The organism is Pseudomonas sp., from assembly GCF_030684895.1.
Lineage (GTDB): Bacteria > Pseudomonadota > Gammaproteobacteria > Pseudomonadales > Pseudomonadaceae > Aquipseudomonas.
The window spans coordinates 1-20,625 of sequence record NZ_JAUXXP010000014.1 but is presented as its reverse complement, the minus strand read 5'-3'; the positions used below and the strand labels follow the sequence as shown (position 1 = coordinate 20,625).

At 59.0% G+C, this 20,625-nt stretch carries 18 protein-coding genes, 3 tRNA genes and 2 pseudogenes; 13 read left to right on the top strand and 10 right to left on the bottom strand.

All coding sequences use genetic code 11. The features are described from left to right. Positions 1-69: 69 nt before the first annotated feature. Positions 70-918: a carboxylating nicotinate-nucleotide diphosphorylase gene (nadC, locus tag Q8M42_RS02735; RefSeq protein WP_304866736.1), complete on the top strand. Its 849-nt coding sequence runs from the start codon at positions 70-72 to the stop codon at positions 916-918. Between the two features lie 310 nt (positions 919-1,228). On the opposite strand, the pseudogene Q8M42_RS02730 reads toward nadC, so the two are convergent. Together Q8M42_RS02730 and Q8M42_RS02725 are read right to left on the bottom strand one after the other, a co-directional pair. Beyond that, positions 1,229-1,325, bottom strand: a pseudogene (locus tag Q8M42_RS02730) (prepilin-type N-terminal cleavage/methylation domain-containing protein); the annotation flags it as partial. Positions 1,326-1,724: 399 nt separating this feature from the next. Beyond that, a pseudogene (locus Q8M42_RS02725) lies at positions 1,725-1,826 on the bottom strand (prepilin-type N-terminal cleavage/methylation domain-containing protein); the annotation flags it as partial. 224 nt (positions 1,827-2,050) lie between these two features. Between Q8M42_RS02725 and pilB the strand changes: the two are divergent. The 5 genes from pilB (at position 2,051) to yacG (ending at position 6,937) form a co-directional block, all read left to right on the top strand. Next, positions 2,051-3,754, top strand: coding sequence for a type IV-A pilus assembly ATPase PilB (gene pilB / locus Q8M42_RS02720; RefSeq protein WP_304866739.1), 1,704 nt, complete (start codon positions 2,051-2,053; stop codon positions 3,752-3,754). Between the two features lie 3 nt (positions 3,755-3,757). After that, positions 3,758-4,984, top strand: a complete 1,227-nt coding sequence (locus tag Q8M42_RS02715; RefSeq protein WP_304866742.1) for a type II secretion system F family protein — start codon at positions 3,758-3,760, stop codon at positions 4,982-4,984. A 3-nt stretch (positions 4,985-4,987) separates the two neighbouring features. Continuing rightward, positions 4,988-5,857 (top strand): A24 family peptidase, encoded by an 870-nt coding sequence (locus Q8M42_RS02710; protein ID WP_304866744.1) that lies wholly within the window; start codon positions 4,988-4,990, stop codon positions 5,855-5,857. 268 nt (positions 5,858-6,125) lie between these two features. Further along, positions 6,126-6,740: a dephospho-CoA kinase gene (gene coaE, locus Q8M42_RS02705; protein ID WP_304866747.1), complete on the top strand. Its 615-nt coding sequence runs from the start codon at positions 6,126-6,128 to the stop codon at positions 6,738-6,740. Next, positions 6,737-6,937, top strand: coding sequence for a DNA gyrase inhibitor YacG (yacG, locus tag Q8M42_RS02700; RefSeq protein ID WP_304866750.1), 201 nt, complete (start codon positions 6,737-6,739; stop codon positions 6,935-6,937). The genes coaE and yacG overlap by 4 nt, the downstream gene beginning before the upstream one ends. 272 nt (positions 6,938-7,209) lie before the next feature. Here the strand turns inward: yacG and Q8M42_RS02695 are convergent, their stop codons facing one another. Together Q8M42_RS02695 and Q8M42_RS02690 are read right to left on the bottom strand one after the other, a co-directional pair. Further along, positions 7,210-7,425 (bottom strand): hypothetical protein, encoded by a 216-nt coding sequence (locus tag Q8M42_RS02695; protein ID WP_304866753.1) that lies wholly within the window; start codon positions 7,423-7,425, stop codon positions 7,210-7,212. Between the two features lie 104 nt (positions 7,426-7,529). Further along, positions 7,530-8,219: an energy-coupling factor ABC transporter permease gene (locus Q8M42_RS02690; RefSeq protein WP_304866756.1), complete on the bottom strand. Its 690-nt coding sequence runs from the start codon at positions 8,217-8,219 to the stop codon at positions 7,530-7,532. 298 nt (positions 8,220-8,517) lie between these two features. On the opposite strand from Q8M42_RS02690, the gene Q8M42_RS02685 reads away from it, so the two are divergent. The 4 genes from Q8M42_RS02685 to Q8M42_RS02670 all read left to right on the top strand — a co-directional run bounded on the left by Q8M42_RS02685 (position 8,518) and on the right by Q8M42_RS02670 (position 11,258). Further along, positions 8,518-9,147, top strand: a complete 630-nt coding sequence (locus Q8M42_RS02685; RefSeq protein WP_304866758.1) for a DUF1780 domain-containing protein — start codon at positions 8,518-8,520, stop codon at positions 9,145-9,147. Then, positions 9,144-9,638: an MOSC domain-containing protein gene (locus tag Q8M42_RS02680; protein WP_304866761.1), complete on the top strand. Its 495-nt coding sequence runs from the start codon at positions 9,144-9,146 to the stop codon at positions 9,636-9,638. Before Q8M42_RS02685 ends, Q8M42_RS02680 begins: the two co-directional genes overlap by 4 nt. An 81-nt stretch (positions 9,639-9,719) precedes the next feature. After that, positions 9,720-9,893: a DUF3094 family protein gene (locus Q8M42_RS02675; RefSeq protein ID WP_304866764.1), complete on the top strand. Its 174-nt coding sequence runs from the start codon at positions 9,720-9,722 to the stop codon at positions 9,891-9,893. Positions 9,894-9,956: 63 nt separating this feature from the next. Then, complete coding sequence (locus Q8M42_RS02670; protein WP_304866767.1) at positions 9,957-11,258, top strand: NAD(P)/FAD-dependent oxidoreductase; 1,302 nt, start codon at positions 9,957-9,959, stop codon at positions 11,256-11,258. A gap of 163 nt (positions 11,259-11,421) precedes the next feature. On the opposite strand, the gene Q8M42_RS02665 is transcribed toward Q8M42_RS02670, so the two are convergent. The 3 genes from Q8M42_RS02665 to Q8M42_RS02655 form a co-directional block, all read right to left on the bottom strand. Beyond that, positions 11,422-11,497: transfer RNA gene (locus Q8M42_RS02665), tRNA-Lys, on the bottom strand. 5 nt (positions 11,498-11,502) lie between these two features. Further along, positions 11,503-11,579, bottom strand: a tRNA-Pro gene (locus Q8M42_RS02660). A gap of 9 nt (positions 11,580-11,588) precedes the next feature. Then, a tRNA-Asn gene (locus Q8M42_RS02655) sits at positions 11,589-11,664 on the bottom strand. A gap of 212 nt (positions 11,665-11,876) precedes the next feature. Between Q8M42_RS02655 and Q8M42_RS02650 the strand changes: the two genes are divergently transcribed. Together Q8M42_RS02650 and Q8M42_RS02645 are read left to right on the top strand one after the other, a co-directional pair. Beyond that, on the top strand, positions 11,877-14,219 hold the full coding sequence (locus tag Q8M42_RS02650; protein ID WP_304866366.1) for a DUF1631 domain-containing protein: 2,343 nt from the start codon (positions 11,877-11,879) through the stop codon (positions 14,217-14,219). 9 nt (positions 14,220-14,228) lie between these two features. Continuing rightward, positions 14,229-14,564, top strand: a complete 336-nt coding sequence (locus tag Q8M42_RS02645; protein ID WP_304866369.1) for a PilZ domain-containing protein — start codon at positions 14,229-14,231, stop codon at positions 14,562-14,564. Positions 14,565-14,647: 83 nt separating this feature from the next. On the opposite strand, the gene clpB is transcribed toward Q8M42_RS02645, so the two are convergent. The 3 genes from clpB to rluD form a co-directional block, all read right to left on the bottom strand. Continuing rightward, positions 14,648-17,212 carry an ATP-dependent chaperone ClpB gene (clpB, locus tag Q8M42_RS02640; protein WP_304866372.1) on the bottom strand — a complete coding sequence of 855 codons (2,565 nt, stop codon included), beginning with the start codon at positions 17,210-17,212 and terminating at the stop codon, positions 14,648-14,650. Positions 17,213-17,376: 164 nt separating this feature from the next. Next, positions 17,377-18,102: a peptidoglycan editing factor PgeF gene (gene pgeF / locus Q8M42_RS02635; protein ID WP_304866375.1), complete on the bottom strand. Its 726-nt coding sequence runs from the start codon at positions 18,100-18,102 to the stop codon at positions 17,377-17,379. 46 nt (positions 18,103-18,148) lie between these two features. Then, a complete protein-coding gene (gene rluD, locus Q8M42_RS02630) occupies positions 18,149-19,123 on the bottom strand; it encodes a 23S rRNA pseudouridine(1911/1915/1917) synthase RluD (RefSeq protein ID WP_160085539.1) in 975 nt (324 codons plus the stop codon). 147 nt (positions 19,124-19,270) lie between these two features. On the opposite strand from rluD, the gene Q8M42_RS02625 reads away from it, so the two are divergent. After that, positions 19,271-20,254 (top strand): outer membrane protein assembly factor BamD, encoded by a 984-nt coding sequence (locus tag Q8M42_RS02625; RefSeq protein ID WP_304866381.1) that lies wholly within the window; start codon positions 19,271-19,273, stop codon positions 20,252-20,254. The last annotated feature ends 371 nt before the right edge of the window (positions 20,255-20,625 follow it).

The following is a 20,625-nucleotide window of genomic DNA, read 5'->3' as shown; positions in this document are numbered from 1 at the left end:
CAGCCGCAAACACTGCGCAAACCCCCATCAATCCCTATAATCGGCGCATTCTGCTGACTGGAGCCCATTATGCCTAACCTTATCCTCGCCGACCTCGCCACCGAAATCGAGGCCAACGTGCGCCGCGCACTGGCAGAGGATATCGGCAGCGGCGACATCACCGCCCAACTGATCCCAGCCGAGCGCTTGGCGCATGCCAAGGTTATCACCCGCGAGTCAGCAGTCATCTGCGGCACGGCCTGGGTCGATGCGGTATTTCGCCAACTCGACCCACGGGTCGCCGTGCACTGGCATATCCAGGACGGCCAACGCGCCGAGGCTAACCAAGTCTTGTTTGAACTTGAGGGCCCCGCTCGCGCCCTGCTCAGCGGCGAGCGCAGCGCCCTGAATTTCCTGCAAACACTCTCCGCCGTAGCCACCCGCTGCCAGCACTATGCCGACCTGGTACAAGGCACCGACGTCAAACTGCTCGACACCCGCAAAACCCTACCCGGCCTACGCCTCGCGCAGAAATACGCCGTGACCCAAGGCGGCTGCCACAACCACCGTGTCGGCCTATATGACGCCTTCCTTATAAAAGAAAACCATATCGCTGCCTGCGGTGGCATTTCCCAAGCCGTAGCGGCCGCACACAAGATCGCCCCCGGCAAGCCGGTGGAAGTTGAAGTAGAGAGTTTGGAGGAGCTGCGCGAGGCACTGGACGCCGGGGCCGACATCATCATGCTTGATGAGCTGAATTTGGATGAAATGCGCGAGGCCGTAGCCCTCACGCAATGCCAGGCAAAATTGGAAGCCTCGGGCGGGGTGAACGAAAGTACCTTACAAGGGATTGCCGAGACAGGCGTGGACTATGTGTCGATTGGCGCTTTGACCAAGGATATAAAGGCAGTAGATTTATCGATGCGCCTCAGCCTCTGAACAAGGGAGCGCGCAGCAAACGGTGGAAGCCCCTGGCAGGGGCCTGAGACTCACCCCACACCACTATTAAAGCGTTAGTTGTGGGTACAGACACCGCCTATGGCCAAGTTACATGTAACTGTTCCAGCACCGGGCTCTCGAGGAGTGGCCGTGAATGAGCCCATCATGGTCAAAGTAGCGCCGACACCGTTATAGGCCGAACAAGCACCACTGACCGCTACTGCGGGAGTTTCAGAGTTATTCAGTCGCACCAAAGCGTCACCAGCATAACTCTTCGCCTCACTCAGACAGGCACGATTTGCCGACTTAATGGTGTAGTCCTGATATGCAGGAATGGCGATGGCAGCCAAGATTCCAATGATTGCGACGACAATCATCAACTCGATCAGGGTAAAACCTTTGTACATGTGAGCCCGCATGTGAATCTCCCTAAAGCAGAAAACCCATTAACGCCGCCAGTAAAAAAATGCCCCGCGTAACGCGAGGCATTTTTACTGGCATACAGTAGTCAGATACTGGCGATAATCGGTGGAAGCACCTGCGGCAATTCCACCTTAATTAATCAATCTGCCATACCGCGATACTTATCAGTTTATCTTACAGGAAGCGCTTGCATCACAAGTGGTGGTAGCAGCGCCTGGGGTCCTCGGAGTGCCAGTCATTGGCAACGAACTTGTAAGACCGGTGCAGGCAACGTTCTTGGCCACAGGCTCTTCGAGAGCAACGCTGCCATTGGAGGTCCAGACCAGAGTAGCGCTGGCTTGCGCCTTAGCTTCACCCAGGCAAGCCTTTTCTGCTGCCGACTTGGTGTAGTTCTGGTAAGCCGGTAACGCGATAGCGGCCAGAATACCGATGATAGCAACAACGATCATCAGTTCGATCAGGGTAAAACCTTTTTGAGCTTTCATAGTTCAGTTTCTCCAGAATGTGTTCAGGCCCAACGACCTAAGCACGTCAATGCAGGCAGCGTGCCAACCTTTAAAGACCCGCATTACCAAGCGCAGCACAATCCATTGAAGACACACAAAAAACTGAGCGGGACACTAACTGCCATTTTTCGTCACCCTCGCCTCAGGCATTTGGCAGCAAGAAGCAACTAAGCTATAACGCAGGCATTGTTATGGAGCCTGCAATGAACGATCACGTTGCCCTAACCGGCCTGGCCAAGCAGATGGTGCTGGCTGAACTACTGGATGAAAAGACCGCTCAACAGGCTCAACAACAGGCCCAGCGCAATAAGCTGTCGCTGGTGACCTATCTAGTACAGAGCAAACTGGTAAAAAGCCGGGCGCTGGCCGAACTGGCCAGCGAACAGTTTGGCGTGCCCTTTATCGACCTGAACAGCATCGATAGAGACAGCCAACCCAAGGACCTGGTCAGCGAAAAACTGGTACGCCAAAACCGCGTATTACCGCTATGGCGACGCGGCAATAAGCTATTTCTCGCGGTATCCGACCCCACCAACCACCAATCAGTTACCGATATCCAGTTCAGCACCGGGCTTAATACCGAGGCCATTTTGGTCGAGGATGACAAGCTCGGAGAAGCCATCGAGAAATTTTTTGAAAGCGTCAACAGCGGCATGACCGATTTAGCCGATGTAGACCTCGACGGCCTGGATGTTGAGGCCGTCAACGATGATGGCAAAGACAGCGGCGAAGGCAATGCCGCAGACGATGCGCCCGTGGTGCGCTTCGTCAACAAGATGCTGCTGGATGCGATCAAGATGGGCTCCTCCGACCTGCACTTCGAACCTTACGAGAAGACCTACCGGGTGCGCTTTCGTACTGACGGCATCCTGCAGGAAATCGCTCGCCCACCGATCCAGTTAGCACCGCGTATTTCTGCACGCTTAAAAGTGATGGCTGGGCTGGATATTTCCGAACGCCGCAAGCCCCAGGATGGGCGGATCAAAATGCGCATTTCCAAGACTAAATCGATTGATTTTCGCGTGAGCACTTGCCCGACCCTGTGGGGTGAGAAGATCGTGATGCGGATTCTCGATTCGGCCAGCGCGCAGATGGGTATCGACGCACTCGGTTATGAAGAGTCGCAAAAAGACCTGTACATGGCTGCACTCAAGCAACCGCAAGGCATGATTCTGGTGACCGGCCCTACGGGTTCTGGCAAAACCGTTTCGCTGTATACCGGCCTAAACATCCTCAACACCGTGGATGTGAATATCTCAACTGCCGAAGACCCTGTGGAAATAAACCTAGAGGGCATCAACCAGGTCAACGTCAACCCTAAGCAAGGCATGGACTTCACCGCAGCCCTGAAATCCTTCCTGCGTCAGGACCCGGATATCATCATGGTCGGCGAGATCCGCGATCTGGACACCGCATCCATCGCGGTAAAGGCGGCACAAACCGGTCATATGGTGATGTCGACCCTGCATACCAATAGCGCGGCGGAGACCCTTACTCGCCTGCGCAATATGGGCGTGCCGTCATTTAACATCGCCACCTCGGTCAACCTGATTATCGCCCAGCGCCTGGCGCGCAAGCTGTGCAATAGCTGCAAAAAAGAAGTGCAAATTCCCAAAGAGGCCTTGCTTGAGGAAGGCTTTCCGGAGGATCAGATCGGCAAATTCAAGATTTATGGGCCGGCTGGCTGCGAAAATTGTAATGGTGGCTACAAAGGCCGTGTCGGTATTTATGAAGTGGTTAAAAACACGCCTGCCCTGCAACGGATTATTATGGAGGAAGGCAACTCCATTGATATTTCCATCCAGATGCGCAGAGACGGCTTTAATGATTTGCGCACTTCGGCCTTACTCAAGGCCATGCAGGGCGTGACCAGCCTTGAAGAAGTCAACCGCGTGACCAAGGACTAACCCATGGCGACGACAAAAGCTCTAAAAACCAGCACATTCATCTGGGAGGGCACCAATAAGCAAGGCGCGAAAATAAAGGGAGAGTTAAGCGGCGCAAACCCAGCTTTGGTCAAGGCGCAGCTGCGCAAGCAAGGCGTCAACCCAACCAAGGTGCGCAAGAAGGCCGCCTCGTTATTTAGCGCTGGTAAAAAGGTCAAGCCGCTGGACATCGCCCTGTTTACTCGACAAATGGCAACCATGATGAAGGCTGGCGTGCCTTTATTGCAAAGCTTCGAGATCATCAGCGAGGGCTTTGAAAACCCCAATATGCGCAAAATCGTGGATGACCTGAAAGAGGAGGTAGCAGCCGGTAACTCCTTCGCCTCTGCACTGCGCAAACAGCCCCTGTATTTCGATGACCTCTACTGCAACTTGGTGGACTCCGGCGAGCAGGCTGGCGCCCTAGAAACGCTACTTGATCGAGTGGCCTCCTATAAAGAGAAAACCGAAGCACTCAAAGCAAAAATCAAAAAAGCAATGACCTACCCGATCTCCGTCATCGTAGTAGCGGTTATTGTCACCACCATTCTGCTGCTCAAGGTTGTGCCGGCGTTCGAGGACGTATTCAAGAGTTTTGGAGCTGAACTTCCGGCTTTTACTCAGATGGTCGTGGCGCTATCGAAAGGGTTACAAAAATGGTGGTTTTTGATCATGGTCGCCCTGTTTGCCTTTGCCTTTATCTTTAAAGAAGCGCGTAAGCGTTCAGAGGGCTTTCGCAATTGGCTGGATCGCTCACTGCTGAAATTACCGGTCATTGGCGACATTCTCTATAAATCTGCAGTCGCTCGTTATGCTCGCACCTTGTCTACCACCTTTTCTGCGGGCGTGCCCTTGGTTGAAGCACTCGATTCGGTTTCCGGCGCAACCGGCAATATCGTCTTCAAAAATGCAGTCAATAAAATCAAGCTAGATGTTTCCAGCGGCGTGCAATTGAACTTTGCTATGCGCTCAACCAATGTATTCCCTAGCCTGGCAGTACAAATGACCGCCATTGGTGAAGAATCTGGAGCACTGGATGCCATGCTCGACAAGGTGGCAACCTTTTATGAGGACGCCGTTGATGACATGGTCGACAATATGGCCACGCTGATAGAACCGATGATAATGGCCGTATTGGGTGTACTGGTGGGCGGTTTGATCATTGCCATGTACCTACCAATTTTCCAACTGGGCAGCGTGGTCGGTGGCTAAACAATGACCCTTATCAATTTTCTGGCCGGCAATTTGCCGGCCTTTGTTTGTATAGGCCTGCTACTAGGTCTTTTAATTGGCAGCTTTCTCAATGTGGTGGTTTATCGCCTGCCCAAAATAATGCAGCGCGACTGGCGCAGCCAGGCTCGAGAGATATTGGATTTGCCCGCGGAGCCTCAGACAGCAACCTTCAATCTGATATTACCCAACTCAAGCTGCCCGCACTGCGCCCATGAAATAAAGCCCTGGGAAAACATTCCGGTTATCAGCTACCTGTTTCTGCGCGGTAAATGCTCCAGTTGCAAAACCCACATCAGCCTTCGCTACCCCCTGGTAGAGCTAGCGTGTGGCTTGTTGTCAGCTTTTATCGCCTGGCACTTCGGCTTTACTTGGCAAGCTGGCGCGATGTTGCTGTTGACCTGGGGCCTGCTGGCGATGAGCCTGATCGATGCTGATCACCAGCTGCTACCGGACTCACTGGTACTGCCGTTACTGTGGCTCGGTTTAATCGCCAATAGCTTCGGCCTGTTTACCAGCTTGGAGGATGCGCTCTGGGGCGCAATTGCCGGCTACTTGAGCCTGTGGTCGGTGTACTGGCTGTTCAAACTGGTGACTGGCAAGGAAGGCATGGGCTATGGCGATTTCAAGCTGCTGGCGATGCTCGGTGCCTGGGGTGGTTGGCAGGTATTGCCGCTGACGATATTGCTATCGTCGCTGGTTGGTGCGGTGCTGGGTTTGATCATGCTGCGCTTGCGTAACGCGGAGACCAGCACGCCCATCCCTTTCGGCCCTTACCTGGCGATTGCCGGTTGGATTGCCTTACTTTGGGGTGAGCAAATCACTTCCAGCTATCTGCAGATTGCCGGGTTCTAATCAAGCCACCAGTGGTGGAAGGCGCTTTAGCGGCGAGCGGCTCAAGAGCTGTCGCGGCTAAATCCCCTTCTAAAGGCTTAGCACGGAGGCAATCCGGGAGAAATCACCACCGCCCCGGATTGCATCCGGGCTACGTTTCCGCTGGCCATCCAGCAGGCCCGTAGAAACGCCCATATCTTTCGCGGGCATGGCCCGCTCCTACTGTTCGCCAGCAGCCAAGCAGCTGCACTACAATCGCGCCCCTGGATGGCTGACACGAGCGCGCACGTTGACGACAAAACCCTGGATTCTTGGCCTTACCGGCGGCATTGGCAGTGGCAAGAGCGCTGTGGCCCAGCACTTTATCGATCTTGGCGTGCATCTGGTCGATGCTGACCATGCCGCACGCTGGGTGGTTGCGCCTGGCAAGCCGGCGCTAACCAAGATCGCCGAGCACTTCGGCAGTGATGTGTTGCAGGCCGACGGCCAGCTTAATCGCACAGCACTGCGCAACCGGATTTTTGCCGATGCGGACGAGCGCCGCTGGCTCGAAGCGCTGCTGCATCCGCTGATCGGCCAGGAAATCATCCAGTACCTGGCGCGTGCAGAATCACCCTATGCCATTCTGGTTTCGCCATTGCTGGTCGAGTCAGGCCAGCACAAGCTAACCCAGCGCATACTGGTGGTGGACGCCCCCGAGCAGCTGCAAATGCAGCGCACCATGGCTCGTGACCAGAGTACCAGCGAGCAAGTACAAGCCATTCTCAAGGCCCAGGTCAGCCGTGAAGAGCGCCTGCGACATGCCCATGACGTACTGCTCAATGATCAAGACTTGCCCTGGCTGCGAGCCGAAGTGGAACGACTCCACACCTTTTACCTGAGCCTACGCGGAGGCCAAACATGAGCACACCAACCCTAGTCGCCTGCCCTACCTGCAGCGCGCCCGTCGAATGGGGCCCGCAAAGCCCGAGCCGGCCATTTTGCTCTGAACGCTGCAAGCTGATCGACCTCGGCGCCTGGGCCTCGGAAGAGCATGCGATTGCCGGCAACCCACTAGAGGATGATGTGTTCTCTGGCGAGTTGCCGCCGCGCGAGCACTAACAGACTGTTGAGACGGTCACGCTGAACTGGCTGTTGTGCCTGTGGAAGCGGGCTTGCCCACACATCGAGATTAAGCAAAAGCATCGCGGGCATGGCCCGCTCCTACAGAGATCGCAGAACTCGCCCGCATCGCAACCATCCTGAAATGTCGGTGCCATGCCAGGCGCCTTGCGAGGTGCTTTAGCCGCGATTAACTTGAAAGCGCCGAAGGAATCGCGGCCAAAGCCCCTCCCACGGGAACGGCAGATTATCCGTGTCGCGATACTCAATAGTCAGGGCCGCATAAAGCTGTAATCGCGCTCGTCATCCAGATTGTCCGCGAGAAACTGCAGCTCTGCGGCCAGATCCGCCGCGTTGCGCCCTGCCCGGCTACGCTCGACCACGGCGCTGAGCAATGCCCGCAACGCCATAGCCTGATCAAAACCCTGCGCCTCGACGCCCTGCAAACTCTGCTCGATTACCTGCCTTGCCCATTGATGCCCACCCATCTCACGCCCTCTCTGCTGATAGATGCAAGATCGCGCATAGCCGTTCGCGCAGCTTGATCTAGATCAACCCACGCAACGCAATCGAAACACTGAAGGGCACGCCATCAGCGCGGCAGATCATCATCCTTCCAGGGCGCGGCCAGATAGCGCGTGCGGTTGAAGGTTTCCAGCCAATCCGGATAGAACACCACCAGCGCTGTCACCAGCATGCCGTTGATAAAGGCCTCAGGGAAAATCACCAGCCAGAGGTAGCCGATAAAATCCTCCAGCCAGGGCGGCATCGGGAATAGACCATCTATCCAGAGCAAGGTGAAGGCGGCCGCAATACACAGCAATGCAGCCAGCGCCGCAGCGAAGAAGCCGCTGCAGAAGATGTAGACGAACAGGTTGCGCGGTTGTTTTTTCTCGACCCACAGCGCGCAGGCCTCGGTCACCCACACGGGAATCACCACCAGCAGCACGCCGTTAACGCCCAGCGCGGCCAAGTCCTGCCGGCCCAGCGCCAGCAAGCCCAGCTGGGCAATCAACCCCACCAGCATGGCCAGGGGCCAATCCAGCAGCAAGGTAACCGCCGTCATGCCGATAAAGTGATAGGACAGGCCCGAGTCGAAATCCCGCCGCACCAGCCACAACACAAATAGCGCCAGCGCCGTGCCGCAAAGCAGGTGTTGGCGGCGCAGATCACTGCACAGCTCAACCCAGGGCGCACGCCAAATCGCCCAGCACAGCAGCGGCAGATAGAGCAACCAGCCGGCCAGCTGCGTGGCGGGCTGCAGCAGTTCGGCAGCGATCATGGTTTCTCCCGATAAGCCGACGGCAGAGCGCGCCAGCAACCCGGATCTTGCCTGCGAAATTAGAAGATGAGCAAGGCAGAGACGTAGCCCGGATAAGCGCAGCGCAGTCCGGGAGCGCGCCAGCGGGGCGGATCAGCCATATAAGGCATGGCCACAGCTGCGCCGTCGAATATGCCCCGGATTGCGCCGGGGCTTATCCAGGCTACGCACTGAACGGCTGCATGGGCCAAGCAACACGAAAAACATCCTGTCACGCCGGGGATACCAACAACCCAACCGCGCAGGCTAAGCTGAGCCCATGGATGACTCCGATTACCTGCGTCTGTTGACGCACCAGGCCGAACAAGCCAACGCCTTTCTCTCCAACGCGCGCAAGTGGGAGCGTGAGCGCTGGGTCTGCCAGCGCCTGCTGCAGGCGCTGAACGTCAGCCACCGCCTGGATGAGTTCAGCGCCGCCGGCCATGAACCGCCTGACGTGTTGTTCCGCGAGGCGAGCTTTGAAGTGTTTTTCGTCCTCGACGAGGGCCGCCGCCTGAATGATGAATGGCGCGCCGAACTGGAGCGGCGACGCAGCGCATTCTCCCTCAGCCAACTGGTGCGCCGCGAAGCCAAACCACGGCGCATCGCCGCCGCCGAGCTGCAACAACGGCTGACGCCAACCCTGCGCAAAAAAGCCCACAACTATAAAGAGCGCGGCCTCGACCTGGGCGAGCTGGACCTGCTCGCCTACGTCAACCTCAAGCGCGCCGTGCCGGACTTCAATAGCCACTTCCCGCCGCCGACCGAGTTTCTCCGCCAGGGTTGGCGCTCGCTGTCACTGGTCGGCCCGACCTTTGCCCGCGTGCTGTTCGCCCATCCGGACGCTCCAGACTTTCTGCGCCACAACCTCGGTCGTTCGGTGTTGTTCGACGTAGGCATCAGCCTGTGAGCCCTTTGCACGAACTGCTTGCAACCGTGCCGCAACAAGGCTGCGTGCGCTGGATTGGCGTGCGCCCTGCCTCGCGAGCAGAAATGATCCAGCTGGATGCCGTCGAAGCACGCCGCGAAGCCGGCCTTACCGGCGACCACAGTCGGCCGGGGCCGCGCAATGCCAGGCAAGTCACCCTGATTCAATGGGAACACCTGGCAGTGATCAGCGCCTTGATGGGCCGCCCTGCCGAACAACCGATCAGTGCGCCTGAGCTGCGGCGCAATATCGCCATCAGCGGCATCAACCTGTTCAGCCTCAAGGGCCGCCGTTTTCGCCTCGGCCAGGCGATTTTGGAAACCACCGGCTGGTGCCAACCCTGCGCCAAGCTGGAGGAACGCCTGGGGCTTGGCACCTTTCAGGCCATGCGCGGCCACGGCGGAATTACCGCGCGCGTGCTACAAGGGGGCATTATTCGCCTGAATGACGCCCTACGCGTTGAGCCTTTGTAAGCCACGCAGCTAGAATGCCCACCACTTAAGCCGGCAATCGACTTCGGTCAATTGCCTACCGGCCCTTAATTCGAGGCACGCATGTCCAGTCGCCTGAACCCTGATGATCAAAAACGTGTCGAGCAATACCTCAGCGCTCCGCAGCATCAGGTCGAGCGCCAGCCGTTCAAGGTTTGGCGGCTGCTGCTGATCATCGTGATAGTCACGATTGGCCTGGGTGTGCTGAGCCGTCTTCTGAGTCGATTGGTGCTATGAGCTGCTTTGCGCTCGCCCACAGCGACTCGCCACTTTTTCTTAAAAGCCTTGTGAGCGTGTCTGATGACTCATCAAATCGTAATTGTCGGCGGCGGCGCCGGCGGACTGGAGCTTGCTACCCGCCTGGGTAGAACCTTAGGTAAACGCGGCCAAGCCAGAATCACCCTGGTCGACGCCAACCTGACGCATATCTGGAAACCGCTGCTGCACGAAGTAGCCGCCGGCTCGCTGAACTCCTCCGGCGACGAACTGAACTACGTGGCCCAGGCCAAGTGGAATCATTTCGAGTTCCAGCTAGGCCGGATGTGCGACCTCAACCGCGCGGAAAAACGCATCAGCCTGGCCGCCACCCTGGACGACCACGGCCAGGTGCTGATGCCTGCGCGCGAGCTGAGCTATGACAGCCTGGTCATCGCCGTGGGCAGCACCACCAATGATTTCGGCACTGCGGGCGCCGCCGAACACTGCCTGTTTCTCGACACCCGCGAGCAGGCCGAACGCTTCCATCACCAGCTGCTCAGCCATTACCTGCGCGCCCACGCCAGCCAGAGTGAAACCACCGAGCTGATCAACATCGCCATCGTCGGCGCCGGGGCCACGGGCGTGGAACTGGCCGCCGAATTGCACCACGCCGCGCGCGAACTGGCGGCCTATGGCCTGGACCGGATCAGCCCGGAAAACATGCGCATCACCCTGATCGAAGCCGGCCCCAGGGTCTTGCCTGCCCTGCCGGAGCGGATCAGCCAGCCCGTGCATAAGACCCTGGAGAAACTCGGCGTAACCGTACTCACCGCCGCTGCCGTCAGCCAGGTCACTCGCGAAGCGCTGCATACCGCGCAAGGCCAGGTTATTCCGGCCACCCTGAAAGTCTGGGCCGCTGGTATTCGCGCACCTGATTTCCTTAAAGAGTTGGACGGCCTGGAAAGCAATCGCATCAACCAGCTGCAAGTACACCTGACGCTGCAGACAACTCTGGACGACAACATCTTTGCCTTCGGCGACTGCGCCGCCTGCCCACAACCCGGCAGCGAAGGGCGCAACGTACCGCCGCGCGCACAAGCGGCGCATCAGCAAGCCTCATTGCTGGCAAAATCGCTGAAACTGCGCATCGAGGGCAAAACGCTGCCGGAATACCGCTACCGCGATTACGGCTCACTGATCTCGCTGTCGACCTTCTCGGCGGTCGGCAACCTGATGGGCAACCTGACCGGCAGCGTCATGCTCGAAGGCTGGCTGGCCAGAATGTTCTATGTGTCGCTCTACCGCATGCACCAGATCGCCCTGTATGGCGTGACCCGCACACTGTTGATGATGCTTGGCGACCGCATCGGCCGCAGCACTGAGCCGCGTCTTAAGCTGCACTGAGGTATATCTGCAGGCCCGTAGGAGCGGGCCATGCCCGCGAAGCGATAATCGCAGCCATGGGCCGCTCCTACATATTCACGCGCCCGAAAGGTTACCGCCATAAATCGCAGGCAATAAAAAACCCGCACTAGGCGGGTTTTTTATCATTCAAGCATGCTTGAAATGGTGGGTCGTGTGGGATTCGAACCTACGACCAATTGGTTAAAAGCCAACTGCTCTACCAACTGAGCTAACGACCCAAAAATGGTCGGGGTAGGGGGATTCGAACTCCCGACATCCTGCTCCCAAAGCAGGCGCGCTACCGGACTGCGCTATACCCCGATGAAAGATTGGCTCCGCGACCAGGACTCGAACCTGGGACCCAATGATTAACAGTCATTTGCTCTACCGACTGAGCTATCGCGGAACTACTTGCTTCCTTTCTCAGAAACCGGAGCCGGTTGTTAAATCGTTTCCCGTGTCTGAGGCGCGCCATTTTACGTTTCCGCGCGCGCCTGTCAACCCCTTAAATTGCTTTTAGTACAATGATTTGCAGCTGCGTGAGTGGCTGCTATATCTTCCCTATGTCTGTATTCATTGCAGGACGCACCAGCCGTAAGGCTCCAGCCAGGAAAGTCCATGAGTAACCAGGGCATACCGCCAAATCCACCCGGCTCAGTGCAAACCCTTGCCAGCCGGGGTATCCAGCCGCGCTTCGGCGACCTGGTGCAAAGCTGTCGAAAACTGGTGATGAACCGCCTGGCCGAACACCTGACTGGAGTCTTCGCCCAAGTCGACGACACGCTGTTTGAGTGCGCCGAAAAAGCCGAGAACAATCAGGTGCAAACCCTGTTCTTCGACAACATGCGCGAGATCCGCCGGCAGCGCCCGCAGATAGAACGCAGCTACCACCAGCAGATTGCGCAGAACTTCTCCGACTTCCTCGACGGCAAGCTCAAGCCACCGCCCAGCGCCAGCGAACTGGACGCCGAACAGATGGCCCTGGTGCAGAACGAGGATTATGAAGAAAGCCTGCAAGTCACCAATATGGTCAGCCGGGTCAAGGCGCGCTGTGCGCAACCGCTGTTTGCCCTCGAGCAACGCCTGGCGCTGCTGAATAACGGCCAGAAACTCGGCGAGGACATCAACCCCTTCGGCCCGCAGATGATTGCCCAGGCCTTTCGCGACGCATTGACGCCCTGCCCGTTTCCGCTGCGGATCAAGGTCATCCTTTACACGTTGTTTGACACTCACGTTATGCAAAGCCTGGACAGCATCTATGCCGCGCTGAATCAGCGCCTGATTGATGCCGGCGTACTGCCTAACCTGAAGTACACCGCGCAGCGCAATAACCCGCCGGCACGCCCCAAGGCCACACCCGCCGCGCAGGCCGACCAAACGACCGAGAACCGCACCAGCAGCTCTGCAACCGTTACGCAGCCGCAAGGGCAACCCTATAACGCCGCTAGCGCAGACTTGAGCGGCCCGCCGCCAAGTGACCCGCAGGAGTTACTGGGCAGCCTGGCGGCCTTGTTGGGCGAACACCGCCAGCGCGACATTGACGCGCCGCTGCTTGGCGGTACCCGCAGCATTGCCAGCTTCACCCCGCGCGAGGCGACCAGCACCTACAGCGCCTCGGCCCTGCTGGATGCGCTCAACCGCATGCAGCAGCAATCGGCCAACGACCTGTCACAGCGCCTGAGTCGCCCGCAACAGGTCGAAGGTCTCAAGGCGGATCTGCAACAACAGCTGGAAGCCCACAGCGAGCTGCCTGGTCAGCAGAAGGTTTCCGATCAAGAAGCTGACGTGATCGACCTGGTCGGCATGCTGTTCGACTTTATCCTCGACGACGACAACCTGCCGGACAGCTGCAAGACCACCCTGTCCCACCTGCACACGCCTTATCTCAAAGTGGCGCTGCAGGACAAAGCCCTGTTCACCCAACACCATCACCCTGCCCGCCGCCTGCTCAATGCCATGGCCCAAGCCGGCGTACTGTATGGCGGCGACGGCGATGAGCGCGGCCTGCTAGCCAAGATGCAGTGGGTGGTCGAGCGGGTTATTCATGACTTCTTCGGTGACCTGCAACTGTTTGACGGCCTGCTGGAGGAGTTCAACGAATTCGTTGCCACCCTCAGGCACAAGGTCGAACTGCGCGAGCGCCGCGCGGTGGAAGCCGCCAAAGGTCGCGACAAACTGCTTGGTGCGCGCCAGCGCGCGGTCGAAGCAATCGCCAATAGCCTGAACAATCGCCAGCCACCGACCATCATCCGCAACTTCCTCGAACTGACCTGGGCCGATGTGCTGGTATTCGTACTGCTGCGCAACGGCGAACAGAGCTCGGAATGGCAGCGCGCCTGTGAAGCCGCCGAACAACTGGCCTGGAGCGGCACGCTGCTCGACGAAGCGGGCAGCGAACGCCTGCAGAAATTGCGCGTGCCGCTGCTCGAAGACCTGCGCAAAGGCCTGCAACTGCTCGGCGGCTACCACGAGGACGGCATCCGCCGCCTGCTGCAGGACCTGGTGGCCTGCCAGCACGCCGTACAGGCTAAACAGCCGCAGGTCGCTGCCCAACTCAAACCGACGCTGCCAGAGAGTCCGTTGGGCGCCATGCTCGGCGAAGACGCCGCACTGGCGACCCTGGCACCGCGCGAATCAACACTCTCGGCCCGCGCCCAGGCGCTGGCCAAGGAGCTGGGGCATATCGAGTTCGGCACCTGGTTCGAGTTCGTCAATGGCGAACAGGTGCGCACGCTCAAGCTGTCCTGGTTCAGCCCGACAACCCGCAACTATATGTTTGTCGACCAAAGCGGCCAGCGCGTGGCAATCAAGCCACTCACCCAACTGGCCACTGAAATGGAACAAGGGCTGGCGCGCATCGTCACCCCCGAACGAGGTGCGCCGCTGGTGGACCGTGCCCTTACCGCCATTTACCGCGTGCTCCAGCGTTTTACCGGGCGCACGGCTGAGCCCCAAGAATAAGGAACTCCTATGGATGACGAACGTCGCCTGCACAGCCGGCATAACGCCGACGTGCAGCTGGAAGTCTTCGACTTGCACACCGGGCAACGCCTGGGTCGTGTGGTCGACCTGTCCGCCGATGGCTTTATGCTGTTCAGCGACACCCCGCTGACCGCCGACGAGCTGGTGGAGTGCCGCCTGGTCAGCGAGCAAGACGTTGAGGGCGTGTGCGAAATAACCCTGGGGGCCGACTGCCTGTGGAGCCGCCCCGGCGCCGACGGCCAGCACTGCTGGGCCGGCTTTCACATTATTGATCTGGCAGAAGACCAGGCAGCAGCGCTGGAAATTCTGCTCAAGCATCTGTAATGCGCCCCAAGAAAAACACCCCGATCAGCGCAAACTGAACCGGGGTGTTTTTTATTGGACAGCCCTATTGAGGCCGGCGCCGCTTAGCTGAAGACAATCTCATCGCCCTCAACCCTGCCCGTCACGCTACTACCGGGAGCGAATTTGCCGGCCAGAATCAGCTGCGCCAAGGGGTTCTCTATCCAGCGCTGTACCGCACGCTTGAGCGGCCGGGCGCCGTAGACTGGGTCATAACCAACGGCGATCAGCTTGTCCAAGGCCTCATCGGACAACTCCAGGCTCAGCTCGCGCTCAGCCAAACGCTGACGCAAACGGCCCAGCTGGATCTGCGCAATACCGGCAATCTGATCGCGGGCCAAAGGCTCGAAGATCACCACCTCATCGATACGGTTGATAAATTCAGGACGGAAGTGGGTGCCCACCGCATCCATCACCGCCGCCCGCTGCGCCTCGCGATCACCGACCAGCTCCTGAATCTGCGTGGAGCCGAGGTTGGAGGTCATCACAATCACGGTGTTCTTAAAGTCCACGGTACGACCATGACTATCGGTCAGGCGCCCGTCTTCGAGCACCTGCAACAGCACGTTGAACACATCCGGATGGGCCTTTTCCACCTCATCCAGCAGGATCACCGAATAGGGCTTACGGCGCACCGCTTCGGTCAGATAACCGCCCTCTTCATAGCCGACATAGCCCGGCGGCGCGCCGATCAACCGCGCTACGGAGTGCTTCTCCATAAACTCGGACATGTCGATGCGCACCAACGCCTCTTCAGTATCGAAGAGGAACTCAGCCAGCGCCTTGCACAGCTCGGTTTTACCGACCCCGGTTGGACCGAGGAAAAGAAACGAGCCGCTCGGCCGATTTGGATCGGACAGCCCGGCGCGGGAGCGCCGCACGGCGTTGGCCACCGCGACCACAGCCTCGTCCTGACCGATCACCCGCTGGTGCAGCAGGCCTTCCATCTTCAGCAACTTGTCGCGCTCGCCTTCGAGCATTTTGCTCACCGGAATACCGGTCCACTTCGACACCACTTCGGCGATTTCTTCCTCGGTGACCTTGCTGCGCAGCAGCTGGTTCTCGCTCTTGCCGTGCTGATCGACCATCTGCAGGCTGCGCTCCAGGTCCGGAATAATCCCGTACTGCAGCTCGGCCATACGATTGAGATCGCCCTTGCGCCGCGCCGCCTCAAGCTCCTGACGGGCTTGCTCGATCTTCTGCTGAATCTGCGCGGAGCCTTGCACCTCGGCCTTTTCCGACTTCCAGATTTCCTCCAGGTCGGCGTATTCGCGCTCCAGCCGCGCAATGTCTTCGTTGAGCTTGGCCAGGCGCTTGATCGCCGCCTCGTCGTCTTCTTTCTTCAGCGCCTGGGCTTCAACTTTGAGTTGAATCAGACGCCGCTCAAGACGGTCGAGCACTTCAGGCTTGGAATCAATTTCCATACGAATGCGGCTGGCCGCTTCGTCGATCAGGTCGATGGCCTTGTCCGGTAGCTGACGGTCCGTGATATAGCGGTGCGACAACTTGGCCGCAGCGATAATCGCGCCGTCGGTAATGGCCACCTTGTGGTGCACCTCGTAGCGCTCTTTCAGGCCGCGCAGGATGGCGATGGTGTCTTCTTCGCTCGGCTCATCGACCAGCACTTTCTGAAAGCGCCGCTCCAGCGCCGCGTCTTTCTCGATGTACTGACGGTACTCGTTGAGCGTGGTCGCGCCGACGCAGTGCAGCTCGCCGCGCGCCAGCGACGGTTTGAGCATATTACCGGCGTCCATCGAGCCTTCGCCCTTACCGGCGCCAACCATGGTGTGCAGCTCGTCGATAAACAGGATGATCCGCCCTTCCTGCTTGCTCAGCTCATTGAGCACGGCTTTCAGGCGCTCCTCGAACTCGCCGCGGAACTTGGCGCCCGCGATCAGCGCGCCCATATCCAGCGACAGCAGGCGCTTGTCCTTCAAACCATCCGGCACTTCGCCGTTAACGATGCGCTGGGCCAGGCCTTCGGCAATCGCCGTCTTACCCACGCCCGGCTCGCCGATCAGCACCGGGTTGTTCTTGGTGCGGCGCTGCAACACCTGAATGGTGCGGCGGATTTCATCATCACGACCGATCACCGGGTCGAGCTTGCCTTCTTCGGCGCGCTTGGTCAGGTCAACGGTGTATTTATCCAGGGCCTGACGGTTTTCCTCGACGTTCGGGTCATTTACCGCATCGCCACCGCGCAGATTGGTCACGGCGTTTTCCAGCGCCTTACGGCTGACGCCCTGACCGAGCAGCAACTTGCCCAGCTTGGTGTTCTCATCCATCGCGGCGAGCAGCACCAGCTCACTGGAGATAAATTGGTCGCCCTTTTGCTGCGACAGGCGGTCAGCCTGATTGAGCAGGCGCGCCAGATCCTGCGACAGATTGACGTCGCCGGAGGGATTCTGGATTTTGCCCAGTTGATCGAGCTCCTTGCCCAAGGCCAGGCGCAGGCTATTCACATCAAAGCCGACCTGCATCAGCAGCGGCTTGATCGAGCCACCCTGCTGTTCAAGCAAGGCCTGCATCAGGTGCAGCGGCTCGATGGCCGCATGGTCAAGGCCAACGGCCAGGGACTGCGCATCGGAGAGCGCGAGTTGCAATTTGCTGGTTAAACGATCAATACGCATAAACAATCAGCCCTCGTGGTGGTGGCAGGCCGGCGCACTGAATCGCGCCCAAACAGAAAGCCTGCGGATGAAGAGTAGATGAGGCCGATTGTGCGGGTTTCAAGCCGAGCAGCGTTGACCTGGATCATTTGCCGCAACAGTGCCGCAGAGGCAGCACCTGGGGATCAGTTGCCCAGCCAGATTAGGCTGGCAAAGCGCCCGGTTTGTGCCGAGCGGCGGTAGGAGAAGAAACGTGGGTCGTTGAAGGTGCAAAAATCGCCGCCGTAGACCGCCTCAACGCCACGGACAGCCAGACGAATGCGCGCCAGCTGGTAGATATCGGCGATAAATTTGCCCGCATTGACGCTGGGCTGGAATGCCGCTGCGGCTTGCCCATGCTGGGCGACAAAGGCGTCACGCACCTCCGCGCCCACCTCGAAGGCCTGCGGCCCAATCGCCGGCCCCAGCCAGACCAGCACCTGATCCGCCGGCACTGCCAGTTGATCCAGAGTGGCTTCCAGCACCCCGCCAGCCAGCCCACGCCAGCCGGCATGGGCTGCCGCAACCCGGCTGCCGGCACGGTCACAGAACAACGCAGGGAGACAGTCGGCGGTCATTACCGTACAGGCAATGCCTGGCTTGCTGGTCCAACTGGCGTCAGCTTCGAGCACCCGCGCAGGATTGGCCTCAACCACCGCAACACCGTGCACCTGCTGCAACCAGGCGGGCTTGCAGCCGAGCAGACTGACCAAGCGTTGACGGTTCTTCAACACCGCGTTGGGGTCATCACCAACATGCTCACCCAGGTTGCAACTGTCGAACGGCGCAACGCTGACACCCCCACTGCGGGTGGTGACGCTGGTTTTCACTCTTGCCGGTGCGGGCCATTGCGGCGTCAGCCAGTCGTGCATCCTGTCACCTTGCTCCCTGTTTCCCAGCGCTGTGCTAGCCAACTTTTCAGCCAATAAAGGCCTCACGGTCCTGGCGCAACAGCGTCAGCAACCAGACGAAGTCATCCGGCAATGGCGACTGCCATTTCATCCGCTCACCGGTAATCGGATGGTCCAACTCCAGGAAACGCGCATGCAAGGCCTGGCGCGGGAACTCCTTGAGCGTCTGCACCATGCTCGGGTTGGCGGCCGGCGGAATACGGAAACGCCCGCCGTAGACCGGATCGCCTACCAGCGGGTAACCAATATGGCTCATGTGTACGCGAATCTGGTGGGTGCGGCCGGTTTCCAGCTTGACCCGCGCATGGGTATGCGAGCGATAGCGCTCCAGCACCCGGTAATGGCTGACCGCTGGCTTGCCACCATCGCTCACGGCCATACGCTGACGCTGCGAAGAGCTACGACCGATCGGCGCGTTGATCTTGCCGCCGGACGTGATCACGCCGATTACGATGCACTCGTAGATACGGCTGACCGAGCGTTTCTGCAGCTGGTCGACCAGGCGGGTCTGCGCCTCGATGGTCTTGGCCACGACCATCAGGCCGGTGGTGTCCTTGTCCAGGCGATGGACGATGCCAGCGCGCGGCACATTGATAATGTCCGGTACGTGGTGCAGCAAGGCGTTGAGCAAGGTGCCGTCGGCATGCCCGGCAGCCGGGTGCACGACCAGGCCAGCGGGCTTGTCGATCACCAAAATCTGCTCGTCCTCGTAGACAATGTTTAGCGCGATGTCCTGGGCGATCCATTCGCCCTGAGCTTCCTGCTCGGCGTTCAGCGCCAGCAATGCACCACCGTGGACGATGTCGCGCGGGCGCAACACCTCACCATCGACGGTCAGCAGACCCTCTTTGATCCAGGCAGACAGACGCGAACGCGAGTGCTCGGCGAACAGGAGTGCGGCGACTTGATCGAGGCGTTGACCGCCCATTTCATAGGGCACCTCGGCGTTCAGTTCAATGATCTGCTTATTAATAGAGGACATGCTCGGCAACAGAGGGGGCATAGCTTTTGGTTTCGGCTACACGCTTGTGGTTAAATACGGCGTCTTTGCCCCAGGGGTACCGGGGGCGCTCATCATAACAGGACGGCTTTGCTCAAGACAGCCGCCGTCACAGGGACGCAAGCCGCCATGCAAGTGAAACACCTGCTGCTGATCGCAATCCTCGCCCTCACTGCCGCCTGCTCATCGAAACAGGTGGTCGACGAAAATCTGAGCGAGACCGAACTCTACCAGCAGGCACAAGCCGACCTGGACAATAGTAGCTATACCAGCGCCGTGGCCAAGCTCAAGGCGCTGGAGTCACGCTATCCGTTCGGCCGTTATGCCGAGCAAGCGCAGCTGGAACTGATCTACGCCTACTACAAGAACGTTGAGCCGGAAGCGGCCAAATCCGCAGCCGACCGCTTTATCCGCCTGCACCCGCAGCACGCCAACGTCGACTATGCCTACTACCTTAAAGGCCTGGCCTCATTCGACCAGGACCGCGGCCTGATTGCCCGCTTTGTCCCGCTGGACATGACCAAGCGCGACCCGGGCGCCGCCCGCGACTCCTATAACGAGTTCGCCCAGCTCACCAGCCGCTTCCCCACAAGCCGCTACGCACCAGATGCCAAGCAGCGCATGATCTACCTGCGCAATTTGCTGGCCGCCTACGAAATTCACGTGGCGCACTACTACCTGACGCGCAACGCCTATGTGGCAGCTGCCAACCGCGGCCGTTACGTGGTGGAGAACTTCCAGGAAACCCCAGCAGTCGGCGACGGCCTGGCAGTAATGACTGAAGCCTACCAGCGCCTGACCCTGGATGACCTGGCCGCCACCAGCCTGGCAACCCTCAAGCTCAACTACCCTGAACACCCGAGCCTGATCGACGGCCAGTTCGTCCCGCGCGAAGAAGAAGCCGACAGCCGCTCCTGGCTGGCCAAGGCCACGCTGGGCCTGATCGAAACCGACACCCCGCTGCCGCCGGGCGAAACCCGCGCCAGCCAGGATGTGATTCGCCAGTACGAAGATGCCGAAGAGCAGATCCCAGACGACCTTAAAGCAGGTACCAGCGAAGAAAAAGCAAGCCGCTCCTGGTTCAGTTACCTGACCTTTGGCCTGTTTGACTAAGCCGGCAAATCGCAGTGAAAAGGGAGGCCTAGGCCTCCCTTTTTATTGGCTATGTACCCGTTATCTGTTGAGTCATCCCGAACAGCTATACGGTGCATAAAACGCGGTAAAACGCAGGGTGGGTTACGCGGCGCCCGAATTGCGTGATGCCGCCCATCACGAGCCTCAGCGCCACTAACCCACCCTACAAAAGCAGCCTGCAACACAGTTTTGCTACAGAGCCTTTTTATTGGTTCTTCGCGGGATCGTGGGAAAGAGAGGATTGACAGTCAGGGATGCAGGTAAATTGGCAGTCGCCAAACACACCAACCCCTGCACCCTGCTGTCACCATGCATCCTATTGATCTTGCCGCTTTCTGGCCAGGCTACGC